Origin of the sequence: Bradyrhizobium sp. CSA207, from assembly GCF_029051685.1 — a bacterium.
Lineage (GTDB): Bacteria > Pseudomonadota > Alphaproteobacteria > Rhizobiales > Xanthobacteraceae > Bradyrhizobium.
In genome coordinates, this window is record NZ_JAACFT010000015.1 from 21077 (window position 1) to 42703 (window position 21627).

Consider the following 21627-nt stretch of genomic DNA (forward strand, 5'->3'; position numbering starts at 1 on the left):
CCGGAATGGTATTGTGAGAAACAGGCTGGATCGCCATTTTCGTGGCGGTTCCCAGGCTCCAACAGAACCGCTAAGCACAAAGGCCAGCTCACCCATGCGGAAAACCCTGCTGTTCCCACTGGGCGCGCTCACCGGCGCGTGCCTGACCCTTCTCGTATCCGGTCCGCATGCTGGGCTCTGGGCGGCTCGGGCGGCAGCGAGCGCGGACGACGCCTATTCCCAGCTCAATCTGTTCGGTGAGGTCTTCGAGCGCGTGAAGGCGAGCTATGTCGAGAAGCCCGAAAATTCCAAGCTGATCGAAGGCGCGATTACGGGCATGGTGACCTCGCTCGATCCGCATTCACGCTACATGAACGACAAGGCCTGGACCGAGATGCAGGAGACCACCTCCGGCGAGTTCGGCGGGCTCGGCATCGAGGTCACCATGGAGGAGGGCCTCGTCAAGGTCGTTTCGCCGATCGACGACACGCCGGCGTCCAAGGCCGGCATCATGTCCGGCGACTTGATCAGCAAGATCGACGGCGACGCCGTGCAGGGCATGACGCTCGAGCAGGCTGTCAACAAGATGAAGGGGCCGGTCGACACCAAGACCAAGCTCACCATCGTGCGCAAGGGCGCCGATGCCCCGCTCGACATCGCGATCACGCGCGAGATCATCCACGTGCGCCCGGTGCGTTTCCACGTCGAGAACGGCGACATCGGCTATATCCGCGTCACCTCGTTCAACGAGCAGACCACCGACGGCCTGAAGAAGGCGATCGCAATGATCTCCAAGGAGGTCCCGCCGGAGAAGCTCGCGGGCTACGTGATGGATCTGCGCAACAATCCGGGCGGTCTGCTCGACCAGGCCGTGTCGGTGTCGAGCGCGTTCCTCCAGCGTGGCGAAGTCGTGTCGACGCGCGGCCGCAATCCGGAAGAGACCCAGCGCTTCACCGCGCATGGCGGCGATCTCATCAAGGGCAAGCCGCTGATCGTGCTGGTCAACGGCGGTTCGGCCTCGGCCTCCGAAATCGTGGCCGGCGCGCTGCACGACCACAAGCGTGCGACGCTGATCGGCACGCGCTCGTTCGGCAAGGGCTCGGTGCAGACCGTTATTCCGCTCGGCGCGGGCAGCGGCGCGCTGGCGCTGACCACGGCGCGCTACTACACGCCGTCGGGCCGCTCGATCCAGGCCCAGGGCATCGCCCCCGACATCGAGATCCTCCAGGACGTACCGGCCGAACTCAAGGGCCGCGTCGATACCATGGGCGAAGCCTCGATGCGCGGTCATCTCTCGGCTGCCGACGGCAGCGAGCAGACGGGCTCGCAGTCCTACGTCCCGCCGGAAGAAAAGGACGACAAGGCCCTGCATACGGCCTACGACTTCCTGCACGGCGTCACCGTGAATGCCGCGGCCGCAAAGCCGGCGCCGAAGGCGCTGCCGAATTAACCGATCCCGGAAACATCGCCCGAGGGTGGAAGGCCACCCTCGGGTGCAAGGCTCGAAGGCCTAGCCTGCCTCACGGCGGCGGAGCTCGGTGTCGCCGCGCTGGGCAAGTTGGCTGCGATGGGTCGCGAACAGCTCCAGCATATTGTCGGCTGGCTTGGCCGCGCTGAACAGATAGCCTTGCATCTCGGAGCAGCCGAGCGCGCGCAGCAGGCGCTGCTGCTCCTCGGTCTCGACGCCTTCGGCCGTGGTGGTCATGCGGCGGGCGCTGGCGAGGTTGACCACGGCCTGCACGATGCTGGCGGAGCCGTCGGGGCCGGCGATGTCGTTGACGAAGCAGCGGTCGATCTTGATCTTGTCGAACGGGAAGCGGTGCAGATAGCTCAGCGACGAGTAGCCGGTGCCGAAATCGTCGAGCGCGATGCGCACGCCGATGGCGCGGAGCTGATGCAGGATCGCCAGCGCGGTGTCGTCGTCGCGGATCAGCACCGCCTCGGTGATCTCGAGCTCGAGCCGGCTTGCCGGAAAGTTGGAGGCGGCGAGCGCCGCCACGATCTTCAGCGCCAGCGTGCCGCTCTTGAACTGCACCGGCGAGATGTTGACGGCGAGGCGGAAGTCGTCGGGCCAGTTCGCGGCGTCCCGGCAGGCGGTGGCCAGCACCCATTCGCCGATCTCGTTGATCAGGCCGGTGTCTTCCGCGATCGGGATGAACTCGGCCGGCGAAACCATGCCGCGCTCGGGATGGCGCCAGCGCACCAGCGCCTCGCAGCCGGTGATGCGATCGTCCTTCAGGCCGAGGCAGGGCTGGTAGTAGACTTCGAGGCCACCATGGGCGATCGCGTAGCGCAGGTCGGTCTCGAGCTGCCGCCGCTCGCGGACCTTGGCGTCCATCTCCGGTTCGAAGAAGCGATAGGTGCGCCTTCCGGCGGCCTTGGCGGCGTACATCGCCATGTCAGCGTTCTTCAGGATCTGGTCCAGCGCTGTCCCGTGTCGCGGCGCCAGCGCGATGCCGATGCTGGCGTCGGTGGTGAGATGATGGCCCATGCAGTCGAACGGGGTGCGGATGGCTTCGAAAACCCGCGCGACCAGGTCGGTGACCTGATCGGCAGACGTCACCGGGCTCTGCACGATGGCGAACTCATCGCCGCCGAGCCGCGCCACGAAATCCGTCGGGCCGGCGCAGCGGTTGAGGCTCGACGCAATTGACTTCAGGAGCTCGTCGCCGACGAGATGTCCCAACGCGTCATTGACGCCCTTGAATTCGTCGATGTCGATGTAGTGCACCGCGAGCTCCTCGCCGTGGACGGTGCCCGCCAGCGCCTCGCGCAGATGCTCGTGAAACATGGTGCGGTTGGGCAGGTCGGTGAGCGCGTCGTAATGGGCAAGGTGGGTGATGCGCTCCTCGGTGCGCCGCCGCTCGGTGATGTCCTCGTGCGTCGCCACCCAGCCGCCGTCGGCGAGCGGTTCGTTGGCGATCTGGATGGAGCGGCCGTCGGCGGTATCGACCACCATGGAATTGCGCACATGGACGTCGCGCAGCACGCGCGCGACATACTGGTCGACGTTGCCGGTGAAGGAGCCTGTCGCCTTGCGATGCGCGATGATGTCGTGGAAGCTGCAACCAGGCTTCACGATTTCGGCCGACAGGCTGTACATCTCGACGTAGCGCTGGTTGCATACGACGAGCCGCCGCGAGGCGTCGAACAGCAGCAGGCCCTGCGTCATATTGTTGACGGCGCGGTCGAGGCGCTGCTTTTCCAGCGTCAGCCGTTTCCGGGAGGCGCGGTGTTGCTCGAGCAGCTTGCGCACGATCGCGATCAGCACGCCGGCGATGGCGAGCGCGGATGCGCCGGCGACCGAGATCAGAATGCCGATCTGCTCGCGCCAGTCGGTTAGCGCGGCCGCGCGCGTCGTGGTGGCCATCATCAGGATCGGGAAGTGGGGCAGGGCTCGCGCGGAAATTAGCCGGTCGTCGCCGTCGACCGGACTGATGAAGCGCCCGGCGAAGTGATCGAGCCCGAAGACCCTCTGCTGCTCGAACCCTCCGGTCTTGAAGTTCCGCCCCATCAATTCATCCGTGTGGGGATAGCGGGCGAGAAGCGTGCCGTCCCGATGCAGCATCGAGATCGTGGCGCCTTCGCCGAGCACGACGGACTCGAAGAATTTCTCGAAATTGGCCGGCTCGATGCCGCGGCCGACGACGCCCAGAAATTCGCCGTTCGGTCCGACGATCTTGCGGACGATGAGGATGGTCCAGGCGCCGGAGATGCGGCTGTGCAGCGGCTCGATCAGGACATCGGGCGAATGGGGATCGTATCGGAAGGTGCGGAAATAGGCGCGATCGGCAACGTTGACCTTTGGTGCCGGCCATGCCGTCGATGAATTGATCACGTCGCCGTCGGCATCGATGACGTTGACGCCGCCTATGTAGGGCAAAGCCTCGATCTTCGAGCGCAGCATCCGGTGAACGTCCTGGCCGGAGAGACCCTTGCGGTAGTCCTCCGCGCTCGCGATGCCGGTCGCGCGTACGTGGTCGAGGAAGTCCCTTTGGATGACGGCGAAATCCTGCAATTGCTGATCGAAATGATGGGCGAGCAGCAGCACCGTGTTCTCGAGCTCGCGGCCCGAATTGCGCAGCGCGCGTTCGCGGAAATTCTGCGCCATCAGCGTCGCGCCGACGGCGATAGCGGCGATCAGGAATATCCCGCCCACAACCAGCCAGCGGATCGGCCCGCTGCGCACGAGCGCGGCCTGGTCGAAGAGGCGACTGCAGAATCTCGTCATTGGTCTCGATCGCTGTCGTGCACACGCCAGGATCAATTCTTGAGCCCGGAAACATCCGTTGGTTTACGGGAATGGTGTGGAGGCGAAGTTAGGAAGGGCGGTTAATTCAAGATGAATCGGTTCGCGCAAATGCAAGGGATGCTCGAGACAGGGACGTGCGGGAATTGCCGCAAGTTATCACGATGCCGGTCAATTCCTGCCGGTCATTGCAATGATCAATTAGTGCTTAACCATTTAACGTGTTGGCGATCCTCACCTCCGCTTTGGCACATGGATTGCGAATGCTCCGCGACAACGACGCAGAGGACGCGATCATGAAAAAAACGCTGTAGAACTTTCTCGCCGACGAGTCCGGTGCAACCGCAATCGAATACGGCCTGATCGCCGCCGGCATCGCGCTTGCCATCATCACGGTGGTGAACGGCATGGGCAGCAAGCTCAGCGCAAAATTCGGATCGATCAGCTCCTCGCTGAAGTGAACGCGCGCTCAGGCGCGGTAATGACCCGACTTGCCGCCGAGCTTCTCGACGAGATGGATGCCTTCAATGCGCACGCCGCGCTCGACCGCCTTGATCATGTCGTAGATGGTGAGGCAGGCGACCGACACTGCGGTGAGCGCCTCCATCTCGACGCCGGTGGGACCCGTCACCTTCACGCTGGCACGGACGAGGCAGCCCGGCAATTTCGGGTCGGGCTCGATGTCGACCGTGACCTTCGACAGCGCCAGCGGATGGCAGAGCGGAATGAGTTCGGAGGTGCGCTTGGCTGCCATGATGCCGGCGATCCGCGCGGTGCCGAGCACGTCGCCTTTCTTGGCATTGCCGGAGACGATCAGATCAAGCGTCGCCTTGCTCATGACGACGCGCCCCTCCGCGACCGCGAGCCGCTCGCTCGCCGGCTTGTCCGACACGTCCACCATCCGCGCCTCACCGGAGGTGCCGATATGGGTGAGGGCAGGGCTGGCCTTGGTCTTGGAAGGCATCGTCCTGGGAGGCTTGGTCTTGGACGGCTTGCGCGCCATGTCAGCGCGTACCCGTCGCACGCGACGCGTTCTCGCGCGCCAGCAGCGCGCGGGTGGCCGCGGTCACGTCGGCCTGCCGCATCAGGCTTTCGCCGACCAGGAAAGTCGCCATGCCGACGCGTTCGAGCCGGGTGAGGTCTGCCGGCGTGAAGATGCCGCTCTCGCCGACCATTAGTCGCTCTTGCGGGATCAGTGGCGCCAATGCCTCGCTGGTCGCAAGCGTGGTCTCGAAGGTGCGCAGGTTGCGGTTGTTGACGCCGATCATCGGCGAACGCAGCTTCAGTGCGCGGTCGAGCTCGGCGCGGTCGTGGATCTCGATCAGCACATCCATGCTGTAGGCGATGGCGGCATCTTCGAGATCCTTGGCGGTGGCATCGTCGAGCGCGGCCATGATAATGAGGATGCAATCGGCGCCATGCGCGCGCGCCTCGACCACTTGGTAGGTGTCGAACATGAAATCCTTGCGCAGCACCGGCAGTGATGTCGCCGCGCGCGCCGCCACCATGAAATCCAGATGGCCCTGGAACGAAGGCGTATCCGTCAGCACCGACAGACAGGCGGCGCCGCCGGCCTCATAAGCCCTGGCGAGCAGCGGCGGATCGAAATCGGCACGGATCAGCCCCTTGGACGGCGAGGCCTTCTTGACCTCGGCGATCAGCGCGTAATCGCCGTTGGCGTGCTTGGCCTTGATCGCGCGCACGAAGCCGCGCGGTGCACCCTGCGCCTGGGCCGCCGCCTCGACAGACGATAGCGGCTGCGCGCGCTTGGCGGCTGCGATCTCCTCGCGCTTGTACGCTTCGATCTTGGTCAGGATGTCCGACATGGGAAACTCAGCCGTTGGAGACCGCGATCAGATGCTTCAGCCGCGCGCTCGCGGCGCCGCTGTCGAGCGACTTGGCGCCGATCGCAACGCCTTCCTTGAGGTCCTTGGCACGCCCGGCCACCACGAGCGCGGCGGCGGCGTTAATCAGCGCGACGTCGCGGTAGGGGCTCGGCATGCCATCGAGCACGCTTTGCAACGCGATCGCATTGGCCTCGGCGTCGCCGCCCTTGAGCGCCCCGGCGTCGCAGCGCGACAGGCCGGCGTCCTCCGGCGTCACCTCGAAATTCCTGATCTCGCCATTGTGGAGCGCAGAGACGAAGGTCGGGCCGGTGAGAGTGATCTCGTCGAGGCCATCGGAGCCGTGCACGACCCAGGCGGATTCCGAGCCGAGGTTCTTCAGCACCTGGGCCAGCGGCTGCACCCATTGCCGCGAAAACACGCCGACCATCTGCCGCTTGACGCCGGCAGGGTTGGACAGCGGTCCGAGCAGATTGAAGATCGTGCGGGTGGCAAGCTCGACCCGGGTCGGGCCGACGTTCTTCATGGCAGGATGATGCGCGGGAGCGAACATGAAGCCGATGCCGCATTCGCGCACGCACATTCCGACCTGCTCGGGCCTCAGGTCAATCTTCACACCGAGTGAGGCCAGCACGTCGGCCGCGCCAGAGCGCGACGACAGCGCGCGGTTGCCGTGCTTGGCGACCGGCAGGCCGGCGCCCGCGACGATGAAAGAGGCGCAGGTCGAGACGTTGACAGAGCCGGAGCCATCGCCGCCGGTGCCGACGATGTCGACGGCCTCAGGCGGTGCCGTCACGGTCAGCATCTTGGAGCGCATCGCCGAGACCGCGCCGGTGATCTCGTCCACCGTCTCGCCGCGCACGCGTAGTGCCATCAGCAGCCCGCCCATCTGCGAGGGCGTGGCCTCGCCGGACATCATGGCGTCGAAGGCGGAAGCCGCTTCGTCACGCGACAGGCTGGCGCCGGTCGCCACTTTTCCAATGATCGATTTCAGGTCGTCCATCGCGTGCTTTCAACTGCTTTACTGGTTCGCGCCCGTCACCTGCGCGAAGGCGGCCTGATTAATGGTGGTCCCGATGTCGGTTTCAAGCTTGTTGACGTAGGAGGCGACCTGCTCTTCGGTCAGCGCGCGGTCGAGGCTGTCCTTCAGCTTCTTGACGGCGTCGGAGGCGGCGTCGGCCGCGGGATCGATGATGTCGGTGACGCGGAAGACGATCACCTCGCTGCCGCCGCTCACGGGCGTCTGTCCGACGCCGCCCTTGGCGGTGCGGAAGGCGGCCGCAACGACGGTTGAGGGCACGCCGGCGGGCGAATCGTCGCGTTTGAAGCCGGTCGCGGTCTCGACCTTGGCGCTGATTGCGGCGGCTTCATCGGCGAGCTTGCCGCCCGGTTCGAGCTTCTGCACCATCTCCGTCGCCTTGGTCTTGAGCTTGGCGGCGATCTGGTCCTGGCGCCAGCGCGCCTCGACCTGGTCGCGGACCTCATCGAGATTGCGGTCGCGCGAGGGCGTGATGGCGAGCACGTCGTACCAGACGTAGCCGCCGCGGAACGAGATCGAATCATTGTCGACGCCGACGTCGCTGTTGAAGGCCTGCGACACGACGTCGAGGCCCTGCGGGATGTTGCCGACGGGTTGGCCGTTCGGCGCGCGGCCGGAGCGATCGACCGCGTCCACGGTCACGGCCGTGAGCCCGAGCTTCTGCGAGGCGTCGATCACGCTGGCGCCGCCGCCGCGTTCGTCCTCCATCTTGTCGCGCAGCTCGGCGACCTTGATACGCGCCCGCTCGGTGGCGATCTCGCGCTTGATGTCGCCGGCGAGGCTGGCGTAGTTGGCTTCGACACCCGGTTCGATCTTGTCGACCTTGACGATCGCCGTGCCGAGACGGCCCTGGATCGGCTGGCTGATCTCACCCGCTGGAAGTGCGAAGGCGGCATCTCCGACAGCGGGGTCGAGCGAAGACTTGGTCACCAGCCCGAGGTCGACGTCGGACGCACTGAGCCCACGCTCCTTGGCGAGATCCTCGAACGACAGCCCGCCGGTGAGGCGCTCGCGAGCGGCCTGCGCGTCAGCGGCGTTGGGAAATACGATCTGGTGGATCTGGCGCTTCTCCGGTGTGCCGAGCCGATCCTTGCGCTGGTCGAACAGCGTTTTCGCGTCGTCATCGGAGACCGCGGTCCATTTGCCGATCTCTTCCGGCGAGATCACGACGAAGGCGATCTTGCGAAATTCGGGGGCGCGGAACTGGAGCTTGTGGTCCTCGAAATAGGCGGCGAGCGCCTCGGGCGAGGGCGCGTCGATCTGGCCGGCCTGCGCGGCGTCGAGCCTGACGAACTCGATCGCACGCTGCTCGTTCTGGAAGCGCGTCAGCACGTCGATCATCGCCTTCGGCGGCTCGAGGCCTGCGCCGATCGTGCCGGTGATCTGCCGGCGCAGCGACACCTTGCGCTGGTCGGCAACATAGCGCTGCTCGGTATAGCCGAAATTGCGGATCACCGCCTGGAAGCGATTCGCATCGAAATTGCCGCCGACGCCCTTGAAGTTGGGGTCGTTCATGATGAACTGGCGGATCTGGTCGTCGGACTGGCCCAGCCTGAGCCGGCGCGCCTCTTCGTCGAGGGCGGCTTCCGCAATTGTCTGCTGCAGCACCTGGCGGTCGAGCCCGAATGCGCGGGCCTGGTCAGGCGTGAGGGGCCGGCCGAACTGGCGGCTGATCTGCTGAAGGCGGTCGGTATAGGTTTGCCGGAACTCGTTGAGCGATATCTCGGTGCCGCCGACCTTGGCCACTGTGGACTGTCCGAAGCCCTTGAAGATGTCGGCGATGCCCCAAACGCCGAAACTGACGATCAACACGCCCATCACCACGGCCATAATGGTCTTGCCGAGCCAGTTTGATGAGGCCTTGCGCATTCCTCGGAGCATTTGGTCCAACTTGTTTGGCAGGAGGGGAACGGGAGCGCGTCTTAATGCAGATTCCGCAAAAGCGCGTCACCAAATTGATAGATCATCATAAAGTGGCGGCTTTCCCCCCGCAACCTCAGGTCAGGCGGCTCCCGAGCCCTGCGGTTAAAAGCCCCTGGTCTCTGGAACTGCCACGGCAGCTCTGCTAGCGCATGCACAAACCCAATTTAGCCGGAATTTGACATGACCGATGCCATCCGACCGCTGATCGCCGGCAACTGGAAAATGAACGGCCTGAAGGCCTCGATTGCCGAATTCGACGCCATGCTCAACGGTGCGGCAGAGGTCACCGGCAGGGCCGATCTACTGGTCTGCCCGCCGGCAACCCTGATTGCGGCCTTCGCCGACAGGGCCCGCGGCAAGGCGGTCGCGGTCGGGGCTCAGGATTGCCACCCCAAGGCTTCGGGGGCTCACACCGGCGATATCGCAGCCGAAATGCTTGCGGACGCGGGCGCGAGCGCCGTCATCGTCGGCCATTCCGAACGCCGCGCCGACCATGGCGAGGGCGATGCCCTGGTGAAGCAGAAGGCCGAGGCCGCTTGGCGGGCGGGGGTGACCGCGATCGTCTGCATCGGCGAGACCCAGACCCAGCGCGACGCCGGTCAGACCCTGGACATCCTGCGCGGCCAGCTCGACGGCTCGCTGCCGGACGGCTCAACCGCCGCCAATCTGGTTGTGGCCTATGAGCCGGTTTGGGCGATCGGCACCGGCCTGACCCCAGCCGCCAAGGATGTCGAGCAGATTCATGGCTTTATCCGGGAATTTCTGACCTCCAGGTTCAAGGCTGAAGGGGCCGGGATGCGCATCCTGTACGGCGGCTCGGTCAAGCCCTCGAACGCGGCCGAGCTGATGGCGGTGAAAAACGTCAACGGCGCGCTGGTCGGTGGCGCCAGCCTGAAGGCGGCCGATTTCCTTGCGATTGCCAGGGGCTGCCCCTAGCTGACGCTGGAGCGGGATGGGTCCAAATACGGTCCCGCTGATCGGGGGTGGCAATGCCGTTTCCGATCGTGTAACACCGCGCAACTTCAGGAAAACCCGCGAAGCGCGATCGGCTGCCGGTACCGGCGCTATCGGCTTGTGACGGAAGGATACTATGCAGACCGTTGTCATCGTCATCCACCTCATGATCGTCGCCATCATGATCGGTGCCGTCCTGCTTCAGAAGTCGGAGGGCGGTGGCCTCGGCATGGGCGGAGGCGCTGGCTTCATGTCGAGCCGCGGCACCGCGAATCTTTTGTCCCGGACAACGGCGGTTCTCGCCGCCGGCTTCTTCCTCACCAGCTTGTTCCTGTCCTGGTATGCCGGCTACGACCGCAAACCTTCCTCGATCATTGGCCAGCCGGCGTCGCAGACCCAGCCGGCCGGAGGTGCGCCGATCGCACCGCCGACATCGGGCGGCATTCTGGATTCGCTGAAGAAAGCCGACGAGCAGCAGAACCAGGCGCCCGCCGGGCCGCAGGTACCGCGTTCGCAATAAAGCAGGGGGGCCATGCAGGACCGCGGCTAGCGTCGTGCATCAACAATCCCCATCAAGGCTCTGTCACCACTCTTTGTTTCGGCTCACCCACAGGCCCGCAGATTCTTTGGGGCGGAATACGAATCGCTTTGGCGAATCGGATTCGAGGGATTAGAGGTTAAGTCCCATGGCGCGGTACATATTCATCACCGGCGGCGTGGTTTCTTCGCTCGGCAAGGGTCTGGCTTCAGCGGCACTCGGTGCTCTGTTGCAAGCCCGGGGCTACAAGGTCCGCCTCCGCAAGCTCGATCCCTATCTCAACCTCGACCCCGGAACGATGTCGCCGTACCAGCACGGCGAAGTGTTCGTGACCGATGACGGCGCGGAGACCGATCTCGATCTCGGTCACTACGAGCGCTTCACGGGGCGGCCCGCGACCAAGGCCGACAACATCACCACCGGGCGCATCTACCAGGACATTATCTCCAAGGAGCGCCGTGGCGACTATCTCGGCGCGACCATCCAGGTGGTTCCGCACGTCACCAACGCCATCAAGGAATTCGTGCTCTCCGGCAACGACGATTACGACTTCGTGCTGGTCGAGATCGGCGGCACCGTCGGCGATATCGAGGGCCTGCCGTTCTTCGAGGCGATCCGCCAGCTCAAGAACGAACTGCCGCGCGATCACGCCGTCTACATCCACCTCACGCTGCTGCCCTACATCCCGAGCGCCGGCGAGCTCAAGACCAAGCCGACGCAGCACTCTGTGAAGGAACTGCGCTCGATCGGCATTCAGCCGGACATCCTGCTGTGCCGCACCGATCGCGAGATCCCGAAGGAGGAGCGGCGCAAGCTCGGGCTGTTCTGCAACGTGCGCGAAAGCGCCGTGATCGAGGCGCGCGACGTCGACAACATCTACGCGGTCCCTGAGGCCTACCATAACGCGGGCCTCGACGACGAAGTGCTCGCCGCCTTCGGCATCGGCTCGCGGATTCCGCCGGCGCTTCAAAGCTGGCAACGCATCAACGAGCGCGTCCGCAATCCCGAAGGCAACGTCACCATCGCCATCGTCGGCAAATACACGGGCATGAAGGATGCGTATAAGTCGCTGATCGAGGCGCTCTCGCATGGCGGCATTGCCAACAAGGTGAAGGTCAACCTCGACTGGATCGAGAGCGAGATCTTCGAGAAGGAAGATCCGGCGCCGTTCCTCGAGCACGTCAACGGCATTCTGGTGCCCGGCGGCTTTGGCCAGCGCGGCGCTGAAGGCAAGATCCGCGCGGCGCAGTTCGCGCGCGAGCGCGACGTGCCGTATTTCGGCATCTGCTTCGGCATGCAGATGGCGGTGATCGAGGCTGCCCGAAATCTCGTCGGCATCGAGGAAGCCAACTCGACCGAGTTCGGCCCGACCAAGGAGCCCCTGGTCGGTCTGATGACGGAATGGCTGCGCGGCAACGAGCTCGAGAAGCGCTCCAAGGCCGGTGATCTCGGCGGCACGATGCGGTTAGGCGCCTATCCCGCAGCCCTCAATCGCGGCAGCCGCGTCTCGCAGGTCTATGGCGGCGCGACGGAGATTTCCGAGCGCCACCGCCACCGCTACGAGGTCAACACCGCCTACAAGGATCGCCTCGAGCAGCATGGGCTGAAGTTCTCCGGCCTGTCGCCGGACGGGGTGCTGCCGGAGATCGTCGAGTACGAGGATCATCCCTGGTTCATTGGCGTCCAGTTCCACCCCGAGCTGAAGTCGCGCCCGTTCGAACCGCACCCGCTGTTCGCCTCGTTCATTCAGGCGGCGATGGTGCAGTCGCGGCTGGTGTGATGCCTCAGGGCGCGGCGATGTAGCCGCGCTCGGGATGCATTAACTCCGGCGTGACAGGCGTTGAAGCCTGAGGCGATCCCGTGACGATCTTCATCTGCGGCCGTCGCGTCAGCTTGTAGACGGCGGCTGGCGGCACGTTCAGCAAGGCGCGATCCATCAGCTTTGCGCGCAGGCCCAGCCGGTCGAGCACCGGCCGCGGCACCGGGCAGCTCATGCCGTAGGTGAACTGATAGAACGCACCGCCCGGGCGGACGTAACGGAACGCGCCGCCGATGATCGAGACGACCTTGCGCGTCGACATGTTGAGCAGCGGCAGGCCGCTGACGACCGCGCCGACGGGCGCGCCGTCATAGAGGCGCTCCGTCGTGATCCGTCCCGCATCCATCCACAAGACGCGCGCGCCGGGAAAGCGCATTTGCAGCAGCTTCATGAAGTCCGAGCCGTATTCGATCAGCGTGAGGTCCTGCTGGCGCACGCCGCGTTTGATGAGCTTGTAGGTGAATGCGCCGGTGCCGGGGCCGAGCTCCAGGACCGGACCGGTCGTTGCGGTGATCTCGCGGGTGATGAGATCGGCGAGCGCTGCGCCCGACGGCGCGATCGCGCCGACCCGACGCGGGGCCGACATCCAGGACAGGAAGAATGAGAGGAAATCGTTGGGCATGCGCACTCCAGCATTTTGGTTGCGCCTCGCAAATCGGAAAGCAAGGCAGCTCGCAATGTCGCAGGAGTGCATTGCGACAGCATTGCGCATGTTGATTGAATCAGCTCTGCCGGATCGGCGGCAGTGTGACCCGGAAACAGGAGCCACCGCTCGCTGTGTCCAGCACGGAGACGTGGCCGCCATGCAGGAGCGTGATCTCGCGCACCATGTTGAGGCCGAGCCCGGCACCACGATCGAGCGGCGTGAGCCGGTAGAACGGCTCGAAGATCTGTTCGCGCTGATCGGCCGGAATGCCGGCGCCTTCGTCTGTGACTTCGATGGTCGCAGGCTTGCGGACGCGAATGCCGATGGTGCCGTGGCGAGGGCCGTGCTGGATCGCGTTCTGCACGAGGTTGGTCAGCGCGCGCTCCAACGCTGCGGCATCGCCGAGCGCCTCGATCGGCGTCGCCGGCGCATCGAGGGCCAGTTCGTAGCCGGCGGCAATCGCCAGCGGGGCAAGGTCGGCAGCAACGCCTTGCGCGACGCAGACCAGGTCGACAGGCGCGAAGGGAAGCCCGCAGCGGTCCAGCCGCTGGATGTCCAGCAATTGCTCGGCAAGCGTTGCCAGCCGCGCTGCGTCCTCGATCAGGCGGGTCTTGTCCGGTCCCGATGGAAGCGACTCCAGCCGCGTAGTCAGGATCGCGATCGGCGTGCGCAGCTCGTGCGCGGCGTCGGCGACGAAGCGCTTGTGGCGGGCGTAACCCTGATCGAGGCGCGCCAACGCGTCGTTGACCGCAGCCACGAGCGGCACGACCTCAAGCGGAATCTGCTCCACGGACAATCGCGCGCCGCGCTGATGGATGTCGATCCGCCGCGCCTGGTCCGCCGTCGTATCCAGTCCGCTGAAAGCGCGCCGCATGATCATCGGCGTTGCGATCAACGTCGCGGTCCCCATCAAGAGCAAGCCGGGGAGCGCGATGCCTAGCAACACGAGCGAGGTCGTGAACACCGCCTTGGCGCCGGTGAGCTTTCCCTGTGTCGCCGTGATGACCTGGACGTTGCCGGCGTCGGTTTCGATGCGCTTTAACCGCGCCGGCGGCTTGCGTGGATCGTCCTCGAACAGCTGCCAGCCGAGCCGGGCCTGGCTGATCTGGTCGAGGGCCCCGCCGATTCCGGCGAATTCGGCCGGCACGGAGCCTTCGCTCAGCGAATGCCCCTGCCTGTCGCGGACCAGCAACCAGAGGTCGGGGGCCTCCTCATGCAATTGCTTCAGCTCGGCCGTCGGCCGCAGCGTCAGGCCGCCCTGTGCGTCGCGCGTGAGCGCGCGTTGCACGATTTCGATCACACGATCTTCGTCCCGTTGGACCAGCACGAAGCCCGACGCGCATAGCGCGCCGATGACGACGACGACCAAAGCGACGAGCAGCGCGGCCTGGAGCGAAAGCAGGCGCCAGCTCAGCCGAGAGCGCAGGCAATAGGGGTCTGGGGGCCTGCTCACGGCAGTTTCTTCAGGAGATAGCCGACGCCGCGGATGCCGTGGATCTCCACGCGCGCGTCGGCTTCGGCAAGCTTGCGGCGCAGCCGCGATACATGCGTGTCGAGCGCGTTCGATTGAATCTCGTCGTCGAAATTGTAGACCGCTTCTTCCAGCGCCGATCGCAGCACGGTGCGGCCAATGCGGCGGACCAGGGCTTCCAGCACGAGGAGCTCGCGCCGCGGCAGTTCGAGCGCAGTTCCCTCGACGCTGGCCTCGCGATGGCCGAAGTCGAAGGCGAGGCGGCCGGCGCGCATGATGTCGGGCTGAAGCCCGGCGGGCCGGCGCAACACCGCGCGCAGACGCGCCAGCAATTCCTCCACCGCGAATGGTTTTGCCAGATAGTCGTCCGCGCCGCGGTCGAGCCCGGCGACGCGGTCGGCGAGTTCGCCGCGTGCCGTCAGCACGATGATCGGCACGCCGTCGGCACGCGCTCTCAGTTTCGGGATCAGGGCGAGACCATCGCCGTCGGGCAGCTGGCGATCGAGCAGGACGGCGGCGTGGACGTCGGCGGATATGGCCTCTTCCGCCTCGGCCAGCGTAGGCACGTGATCGACGATCATGTCATAGCGCTTGAGCGCAGACGTTAGCGCTCCGGCCATTTCGGCCTCATCCTCGACGAGCAAGATCCGCATGATCAGTACCTGAGCCTCGACCGACTCGTTCTAGCGGCAGTATCATTGCGGCAGCATTACGGGAACCGGGCGCGACGTGATGGCCGTGGACCGGCGGCCATTCGCCGGCAGCCATGCGCCAGACGCCAGTGGGCCGCGTCAGCAGGGCCGAAGACACCGTCACGGCCAGCCGTTATAACCCCCCGAGATCATCAGGGAGGAACAAGAATGATCTATGAAATGCGCCAGTATCGCTGCGTGCCGGGCCGTTTGCCGGCGCTGCTGAAGCGGTTCGAGACGGCCACGCTGAAGCTGTGGGAGAAGCACGGCATCCGCCAGGCCGGGTTCTTCACCACGCTGATCGGTGAATCCAACCAGGAGCTGACCTATTTCCTGGCCTGGGAGTCACTTGCCGAGCGCGAGAAGAAATGGGGCGCGTTCATGACCGATCCGGACTGGATGGATGCGCGGGCCAAGTCTGAAGCCGACGGCCAGATCGTCGGCAACATTGTCAGTCAACTCCTGACGCCGACCGGCTTCTCGTCGGTGAAGTAGGGTGCTGCGGCGGCCCTGCTGAGAGCTTTGGCGCAACCCTGATATTCGAATGGCCGGGCCGAATGGGGTTGATCGGACCCGTTCGGCCGCTATGGTCGCGGCGAAACGAGGGAAATTGGCCTTGAGCTCTTCGAATCCAGCAGCGCCGGTCGTCACCGTTGGCACGGTCAAATTCGGCAATGATCTCCCGATCTCGATCGTTGCAGGACCATGCCAGCTCGAAAGCCGCCAGCATGCACTGGAAGTGGCCTCTGCACTGAAGGAGATCGCGGCGCGGCTGAAGGTCGGTCTCGTCTACAAGACCTCGTTCGACAAGGCCAACCGCACCAGCGCGTCGGCTGCGCGCGGCCTCGGACTTGCGCAGTCGCTGCCGATCTTCGCCGAGATCCGTTCATCGCTCGGCCTGCCGGTGCTGACCGATGTGCACGACGCCGCGCAGTGCGCCGAGGTGGCGCAGGCGGTGGACGTGTTGCAGATCCCGGCCTTCCTGTGCCGGCAGACCGATCTGCTACTGGCCGCGGCCGCGACCGGCAAGGTCGTCAACGTCAAGAAGGGCCAGTTCCTGGCGCCGTGGGACATGGCGAACGTCGTCGCCAAGATCACCAGCGCCAACAATCCCAACGTGCTCGTCACCGAGCGTGGCGCTTCCTTCGGCTACAATACGCTGGTTTCGGACATGCGCGCGCTGCCGATCCTGGCGCGCACCACCGGTGCGCCCGTGATCTTCGACGCCACCCATTCGGTGCAGCAGCCGGGCGGGAAGGGGACGTCCTCCGGCGGCGAGCGCGAATTCGTGCCGGTGCTGGCGCGCGCGGCGGTTGCGGTCGGCGTCGCCGGCGTCTTCATCGAGACCCATCCAGATCCCGACCGTGCACCCTCCGACGGTCCCAACATGGTGCCGCTCCGCGAGTTCGAAGGCTTGATCCGCACGCTGATGGCGTTCGACGCGCTGGCCAAGCATTCGTCTCAGGCCGGCGCGCATTGATGCAGCAAGGCGAGGCGCGGCCGCACGATCACAGTTTGCCGGCCGCGCTCTACGTCATCTCCGGCGCGAGCTTCGCTGCGGCGCTGTCGGCGCGGGCGCTCGATCCGGTGCTGCCGCACGTTGCCGAGGATTTTAGCGTCAGCATCGCGACAGCCGCCGGCTTTGCCGCTGTGTTCGCCTTCACCTTTTCCATCATCCAGCCGCTGGTCGGCGCTGCCGCCGATCTGTTCGGCAAGACCCGGCTGATGATCGGCTGTCTCGCGCTGCTCGGTCTTGCCAACATCCTGGGTGCGCTCTCGACCTCGTTCTCGCTGCTGTTCGCCAGTCGCATCCTCGCCGGCATAGGTTCGGGCGGCGTGTTTCCGGTCGCGCTGAGCCTGACCAGTGATCTCGTCGGGCCGGAGAAGCGGCAGGTCGCGATCAGCCGCACGCTCGCCGGCGCGATGACCGGAAACCTGCTCGGCGCCTCGGCCTCCGGCCTGATCGGCGATTTGCTCGGCTGGCGCGGGGTGCTGGCGGTGCTCGGCGTGCTGGTGATCGTCGCATCGATCGCAGTGGGGGCCGGCTTTCATGGTGCGAAGGTCAAGCATCCGCCGAAGACGAGCCTGTCTGCGTTGAAGGCCGGCTATCGCACCATCTTCACCAATCCGAACGCATATGTCTGCTATTCGGCGGTGTTCGTCGAAGGCTGCTGTGTGCTCGGCCTGTTTCCCTACATCGCTTCCTTCCTGTTCGAGCTCGGGCAGACCTCGCTCTCGATCGCCGGCATCGTGATCGCAGGTTTTGCGGTCGGCGGCTTGTTCTACACGCTGACGGTATCGCGCCTGCTGCCGTGGCTGGGCATGAAGGGAATGATGATCGCGGGCATGACGCTGGTGGCGTCCCAGCTCGTCGCCGTCGCTTTCGGTCCGCGCTGGGAAGTGCAGGCGCTGAACCTCGTCGTGATGGGCTGGGGCTTCTACATCGCCCATGGCTGTCTCCAGGTCTTTGCCAGCGAGCTCTCGGTCGAGGCGCGCGCCACCGCGCTGTCGCTGCATTCGTTCTTCTTCTTCATGGGACAGACGGTCGGACCGCTCGCCTATGGCTTCGGACTCCAGTATGGCGGCAAAGTGCCGACGCTGTTCGCGAGCGCCGCGATCATGGTGGTCCTCGGTCTCGTCTGCGCTCGGTTGCTCAAGCCGCGTGCACCGTCCGACGCGCGGGCTTGACGGAAGTATTAAACTACCGCTCTCGCGTTACCGTGCCACGGCCGCTTCCCGCATGCATGGCATGCGGATTGCTTTGATTTTGAGCAAATCGAGGTGAGAGACCGTGGACGCCCAGCCCAGCCGTTCGCCCAGCGCAGCCGCCACGACCCGACCGACCGGATATCCCACCAAGCCACCGCTGCGGCGCTTCCTGACCGATTGCCACGCAGAATTCAGGGGCGACGGTTCGGGGGAGCTTGCCGATTACATTCCGGAGCTGAAGCGCGCCAATCCCGATCATTTCGGCATCGCGCTCGTCACCATCGACGGCCACATCTACGAGGTCGGCGACAGCGCCGTGCCGTTCACGATCCAGTCGGTTTCGAAGGCCTTCGTCTTCGCTCTGGCGCTGGAGATGGTGGGCGAGGAGCGCGTCGCCGCCACCATCGGGGTCGAGCCGAGCGGCGAGGCCTTCAATTCGATTCGGCTCACCAACGACAATCGTCCGTTCAACCCCATGGTCAATGCCGGCGCCATCGCCTGCTCGGGCCTGATCTACGAGGTGGACGGGAAGGGCGCCTTCGAGCGCGTGCGTTCCAAGCTCAGCCAGTTCGCCGGGCGCGAGCTCGGCGTCGACGAGGCCGTGCATGCTTCGGAGACCGCGACCGGCAATCGCAACCGCGCCATCGCGTGGCTATTGCGCAATTACGCGGTGCTGCCGGACGACGTCGATGCGGTGCTTGACGTGTATTTCCGGCAATGCGCGATCCTGGTGACCGCGCGCGATCTGGCGGTGATGGCGGCCACGCTCGCCAATCGCGGCATCAATCCGGTGACGGGTGCGCAGGTGATCACGCCGCACATCGTCGCCCGCACGCTGTCGGTGATGACGAGCTCGGGCATGTACGACTATGCCGGCGAGTGGACCTATCGCGTCGGCATCCCCGCCAAGAGCGGCGTCGGCGGCGGCATCGTCGCGGCGCTGCCGTCGCAATTGGGACTCGGGACCTTCTCGCCGCTGCTCGACAATCACTTCAACAGCGTGCGCGGCCTGAAGGTCTGCGAGGCGCTGTCGGCGCGGTTCGACCTGCACATGCTCAACCGCAATGCCGACGTCCGCACCTGCATCATGGCGGATTACGACGCCTACGGCATCTCCTCGCGCCGTAGCCGCCCGCCACACGAACAGCAGATCCTCGATGATCGCCACAGCGACATCCGCATCCTCGAGCTTGTCGGCGCGCTCAGTTTCGGCACCATCGATTATATTACGCGAAGGCTTGCCACCGAGCCGCCGAACGCGCCGCTGTTGATCATCGATTTCCGCCGCGTTCCCGACATCACCGCGGCTGGCGCCGAGTTGCTCGGGGAAACTCTGACCGCTCTTCGCAATATCGGTATCACCACGATTCTGTCCGGCTTCGAGGAGACGTCCGCCGTGTGGACGGCGGTCTCGGCGCGCACCGCAGAGCCGCGCCGGCTGCGCCGCTTTGCGCTGCTCGACGACGCTATCGAATGGGCCGAGGACCAGGTGATCTACCGCTTCGGCGGCTTCACCGACGTGAAGGAGAGCGCGCATCTCGTTGAGCAGGCCTTGCTGGCCGAGCTCGACGCCGACGAGATCGCCGCCATCGTCAAGCTCTCGACCATGCGGCACTACGCGGCCGGCCAGCGCATCATCGCGGCCGGCGCGCCCGCCAATTCGTTGTTCTTCCTCCAGAGCGGCATGGTCAGCGTGAAATTGCGAAGCGGCGTGCGGCTGGCGTCGCTCGGACCCGGCATGGCGTTCGGCGAGATGGCGATGCTCGAGAAAAGCCGCAGCGCCGACGTCTTCGCCGATGCGCCCGTCACCTGCCTCGAACTGCCGCTCGACAGCTTTGCCGATTACCGCCGCCTGCACCCGGACACCTCGCTGAAGATCATGCGCAACCTCGCCGCCATCCTGGCGCGGCGGCTGGTGCTCGCGAATGCGAAGGTCGATCTGCTGAGCGCGTATTAGGATTGGCAAGCAAGCCTGCCCTTGGCCGACACCGGCTTTGTGCTTGCCAAGTTCCCGCATTGTGAAACAATGAACGCGGAGCGGTGAGCTCCCAATATAATTTCAGGGAGTGACGCGTGAGTGAACCGCTGCATCCCGCTGCCCCCCACCACCTGCCTTCCTTCATCACCGCGCCTGGCGAGACTGATGTTCTGATGCTTGTCATCGGCATCTTTCTGATCGGCGCTGTTCTAGCGGTCGGGAATTTCTATTTGCGCCTGCACACCATGCCGGAGCGGATGGCTCACAAGTCGCAGAAATTCCAGTTTGAAATCGTGGCCGTGCTGGGGCTGCTCGCGCTATTCACGCACAACCACCTGTTCTGGGTGATCGGCCTGTTCCTCGCCATGATCGACCTGCCGGACTTCAGCACGCCGCTGCGCAAAATTGCCGGATCGGTGGAGAAGATGGCTGGTGTTGCGCCGGAGCAAGACTCGACCGAGCCGCCACATGAAGCCGCTGCAGTGCACACTTCGGCAGCCGCCGATGCCAAGGGCAGCGCCAAGAGCGAGGCGCATGGTCATGCTTGAGCTGCTCCTCTGTTCGCTCCTCACCATATTTCCGGACTACCTCTACCGCCGCTATCGGCAGGGTAAGCGCATCGGGCACGAAATCACGCTCTATTCGGTCTGGTTTGAACTGCGATTTGGCATCGTCGCCTGCCTGATGCTGACGGTGTCGCTGATCACGATGATCTTCTATTTTCATCCGTCGACCTCGTCGGCGACGTTGTTCTATCGGACCGTTCCGATCGTTTCGGAAGTCACAGGCCGGGTCGCGGAAGTTCATGTCGATGTCAGCGCGTCCGTCAAAAAAGGAGATGTGCTTTTCCGGCTCGACAGCGCCAAGCAGGAAGCCTCGCTTTTGACAGCCCAGCGCAAGATCGCCGAAGTCGATGCCGCGATGCTGGCGGCGCAAGCCGACGTCTTGAAGGCCGAAGGGCAGCTTCAGGAGGCAAAGGGCTCGCTGCAGCAGGCGACGGACGAGCTCGACACCAAACGCGAATTGCAGAAGCGCAACCCCGGCATCGTTCCGCAACGCGACATCGAAAAGCTCGAAGTGGTTGCCGCGGGGCGCCAGGGAGCCCTCGACGCCGCGACTGCTTCCAGGCAATCCGTAATGACGCGATTGAGCGCTCTATTGCCGGCGGAGAAGGCCAGCGCCGAGGCGGCGCTGGCCGAAGCGCAGGTCGATCTGGACAAGACGTTCATTCGGGCCGGCGTCGACGGGCGAGTCGAACAGTTCGGGCTGCGGCCGGGCGATATCGTCAATCCGATGATACGGTCAGCCGGTGTTCTGATCCCGGAAGGAGCGGGACGGCGCGCGCTCATGGCGGGGTTTGGGCAGATCGAGGCTCAGGTCATGAAGGTCGGAATGGTGGCCGAGGCCACCTGTATCTCCAAGCCGTGGACGATCATTCCGATGGTCGTGACCAACGTGCAGGACTACATCGCGGCGGGGCAGTTCAGGGGCGGCGAACAATTGATCGAGGCGCAGCAGGTCGTGCGTCCCGGCACCATCCTGGTTTTCATGGAGCCGATCTACAAGGGCGGGCTGGAGGGCGTGACGCCCGGCAGCAGTTGTGTCGCCAACGCCTATACCAGCAATCACGACCTGATCTCGTCGGGGAAGCTCAGCGCGTTCAAGAGCTTCGGTTTGCATGTCGTCGATGCGACCGGACTTGTGCACGCCATGTTGTTGCGGATTCAGGCCCTGCTGCTGCCGATCCAGACGCTGGTGCTGAGCGGGCATTGATCGGCCAGCAGGC

General features: G+C 65.0%; 19 protein-coding genes. 11 read left to right on the plus strand and 8 right to left on the minus strand.

Going from position 1 to position 21627, the window contains the following annotated elements; all coding sequences use genetic code 11:
- Positions 1–94: 94 nt before the first annotated feature.
- On the plus strand, positions 95–1429 hold the full coding sequence (locus GWG65_RS18180; RefSeq protein WP_275196921.1) for a S41 family peptidase: 1335 nt from the start codon (positions 95–97) through the stop codon (positions 1427–1429).
- A 60-nt stretch (positions 1430–1489) separates the two neighbouring features.
- On the opposite strand, the gene GWG65_RS18185 is transcribed toward GWG65_RS18180, so the two are convergent.
- Positions 1490–4210, minus strand: coding sequence for an EAL domain-containing protein (locus tag GWG65_RS18185; RefSeq protein ID WP_275196922.1), 2721 nt, complete (start codon positions 4208–4210; stop codon positions 1490–1492).
- Between the two features lie 365 nt (positions 4211–4575).
- Here GWG65_RS18185 and GWG65_RS18190 point away from each other — a divergent pair, with 365 nt between their 5' ends.
- Entirely contained in the window at positions 4576–4689 is a 114-nt protein-coding gene (locus GWG65_RS18190; RefSeq protein ID WP_275197071.1) for a Flp family type IVb pilin, read from the plus strand.
- 8 nt (positions 4690–4697) lie between these two features.
- Here the strand turns inward: GWG65_RS18190 and moaC are convergent, their stop codons facing one another.
- From moaC to GWG65_RS18210, 4 genes are read right to left on the minus strand one after another with little or no spacing between them, the layout of a single operon-like run.
- Positions 4698–5231, minus strand: a complete 534-nt coding sequence (gene moaC, locus GWG65_RS18195; protein ID WP_275196923.1) for a cyclic pyranopterin monophosphate synthase MoaC — start codon at positions 5229–5231, stop codon at positions 4698–4700.
- 1 nt (position 5232) lies between these two features.
- Entirely contained in the window at positions 5233–6054 is an 822-nt protein-coding gene (gene trpC / locus GWG65_RS18200) for an indole-3-glycerol phosphate synthase TrpC (RefSeq protein ID WP_275196924.1), read from the minus strand.
- A 7-nt stretch (positions 6055–6061) separates the two neighbouring features.
- A complete protein-coding gene (trpD, locus tag GWG65_RS18205) occupies positions 6062–7075 on the minus strand; it encodes an anthranilate phosphoribosyltransferase (protein ID WP_275196925.1) in 1014 nt (337 codons plus the stop codon).
- Positions 7076–7093: 18 nt separating this feature from the next.
- The gene (locus tag GWG65_RS18210; protein ID WP_275196926.1) at positions 7094–8992 is read right to left on the minus strand and encodes a SurA N-terminal domain-containing protein; all 1899 of its coding nucleotides are present in this window, start codon (positions 8990–8992) and stop codon (positions 7094–7096) included.
- A gap of 222 nt (positions 8993–9214) precedes the next feature.
- Here GWG65_RS18210 and tpiA point away from each other — a divergent pair, with 222 nt between their 5' ends.
- From tpiA to GWG65_RS18225, 3 genes are all read left to right on the plus strand, one after another.
- Positions 9215–9970: a triose-phosphate isomerase gene (gene tpiA / locus GWG65_RS18215; protein WP_275196927.1), complete on the plus strand. Its 756-nt coding sequence runs from the start codon at positions 9215–9217 to the stop codon at positions 9968–9970.
- A 154-nt stretch (positions 9971–10124) separates the two neighbouring features.
- The gene (gene secG, locus GWG65_RS18220) at positions 10125–10508 is read left to right on the plus strand and encodes a preprotein translocase subunit SecG (protein ID WP_275196928.1); all 384 of its coding nucleotides are present in this window, start codon (positions 10125–10127) and stop codon (positions 10506–10508) included.
- Between the two features lie 166 nt (positions 10509–10674).
- Positions 10675–12306: a CTP synthase gene (locus GWG65_RS18225; protein ID WP_247383798.1), complete on the plus strand. Its 1632-nt coding sequence runs from the start codon at positions 10675–10677 to the stop codon at positions 12304–12306.
- 4 nt (positions 12307–12310) lie between these two features.
- Here the strand turns inward: GWG65_RS18225 and GWG65_RS18230 are convergent, their stop codons facing one another.
- From GWG65_RS18230 to GWG65_RS18240, 3 genes are all read right to left on the minus strand, one after another.
- Positions 12311–12967, minus strand: coding sequence for an rRNA adenine N-6-methyltransferase family protein (locus GWG65_RS18230; protein ID WP_275196929.1), 657 nt, complete (start codon positions 12965–12967; stop codon positions 12311–12313).
- A 100-nt stretch (positions 12968–13067) separates the two neighbouring features.
- On the minus strand, positions 13068–14444 hold the full coding sequence (locus tag GWG65_RS18235; protein WP_275196930.1) for a HAMP domain-containing sensor histidine kinase: 1377 nt from the start codon (positions 14442–14444) through the stop codon (positions 13068–13070).
- A complete protein-coding gene (locus tag GWG65_RS18240) occupies positions 14441–15115 on the minus strand; it encodes a response regulator transcription factor (protein ID WP_275196931.1) in 675 nt (224 codons plus the stop codon). Before GWG65_RS18240 ends, GWG65_RS18235 begins: the two co-directional genes overlap by 4 nt.
- Positions 15116–15322: 207 nt before the next feature.
- Between GWG65_RS18240 and GWG65_RS18245 the strand changes: the two genes are divergently transcribed.
- The 6 genes from GWG65_RS18245 to GWG65_RS18270 all read left to right on the plus strand — a co-directional run bounded on the left by GWG65_RS18245 (position 15323) and on the right by GWG65_RS18270 (position 21614).
- Positions 15323–15649: an NIPSNAP family protein gene (locus tag GWG65_RS18245; protein ID WP_275196932.1), complete on the plus strand. Its 327-nt coding sequence runs from the start codon at positions 15323–15325 to the stop codon at positions 15647–15649.
- A gap of 121 nt (positions 15650–15770) precedes the next feature.
- The gene (kdsA, locus tag GWG65_RS18250; RefSeq protein ID WP_275196933.1) at positions 15771–16634 is read left to right on the plus strand and encodes a 3-deoxy-8-phosphooctulonate synthase; all 864 of its coding nucleotides are present in this window, start codon (positions 15771–15773) and stop codon (positions 16632–16634) included.
- Positions 16634–17842, plus strand: a complete 1209-nt coding sequence (locus GWG65_RS18255) for an MFS transporter (RefSeq protein WP_275196934.1) — start codon at positions 16634–16636, stop codon at positions 17840–17842. The genes kdsA and GWG65_RS18255 overlap by 1 nt, the downstream gene beginning before the upstream one ends.
- Before the next feature lie 103 nt (positions 17843–17945).
- Positions 17946–19820, plus strand: a complete 1875-nt coding sequence (gene glsA / locus GWG65_RS18260) for a glutaminase A (protein ID WP_275196935.1) — start codon at positions 17946–17948, stop codon at positions 19818–19820.
- A gap of 116 nt (positions 19821–19936) precedes the next feature.
- Positions 19937–20389: a hypothetical protein gene (locus tag GWG65_RS18265; protein ID WP_275196936.1), complete on the plus strand. Its 453-nt coding sequence runs from the start codon at positions 19937–19939 to the stop codon at positions 20387–20389.
- Positions 20382–21614 carry a biotin/lipoyl-binding protein gene (locus GWG65_RS18270; protein WP_275196937.1) on the plus strand — a complete coding sequence of 411 codons (1233 nt, stop codon included), beginning with the start codon at positions 20382–20384 and terminating at the stop codon, positions 21612–21614. Before GWG65_RS18265 ends, GWG65_RS18270 begins: the two co-directional genes overlap by 8 nt.
- The last annotated feature ends 13 nt before the right edge of the window (positions 21615–21627 follow it).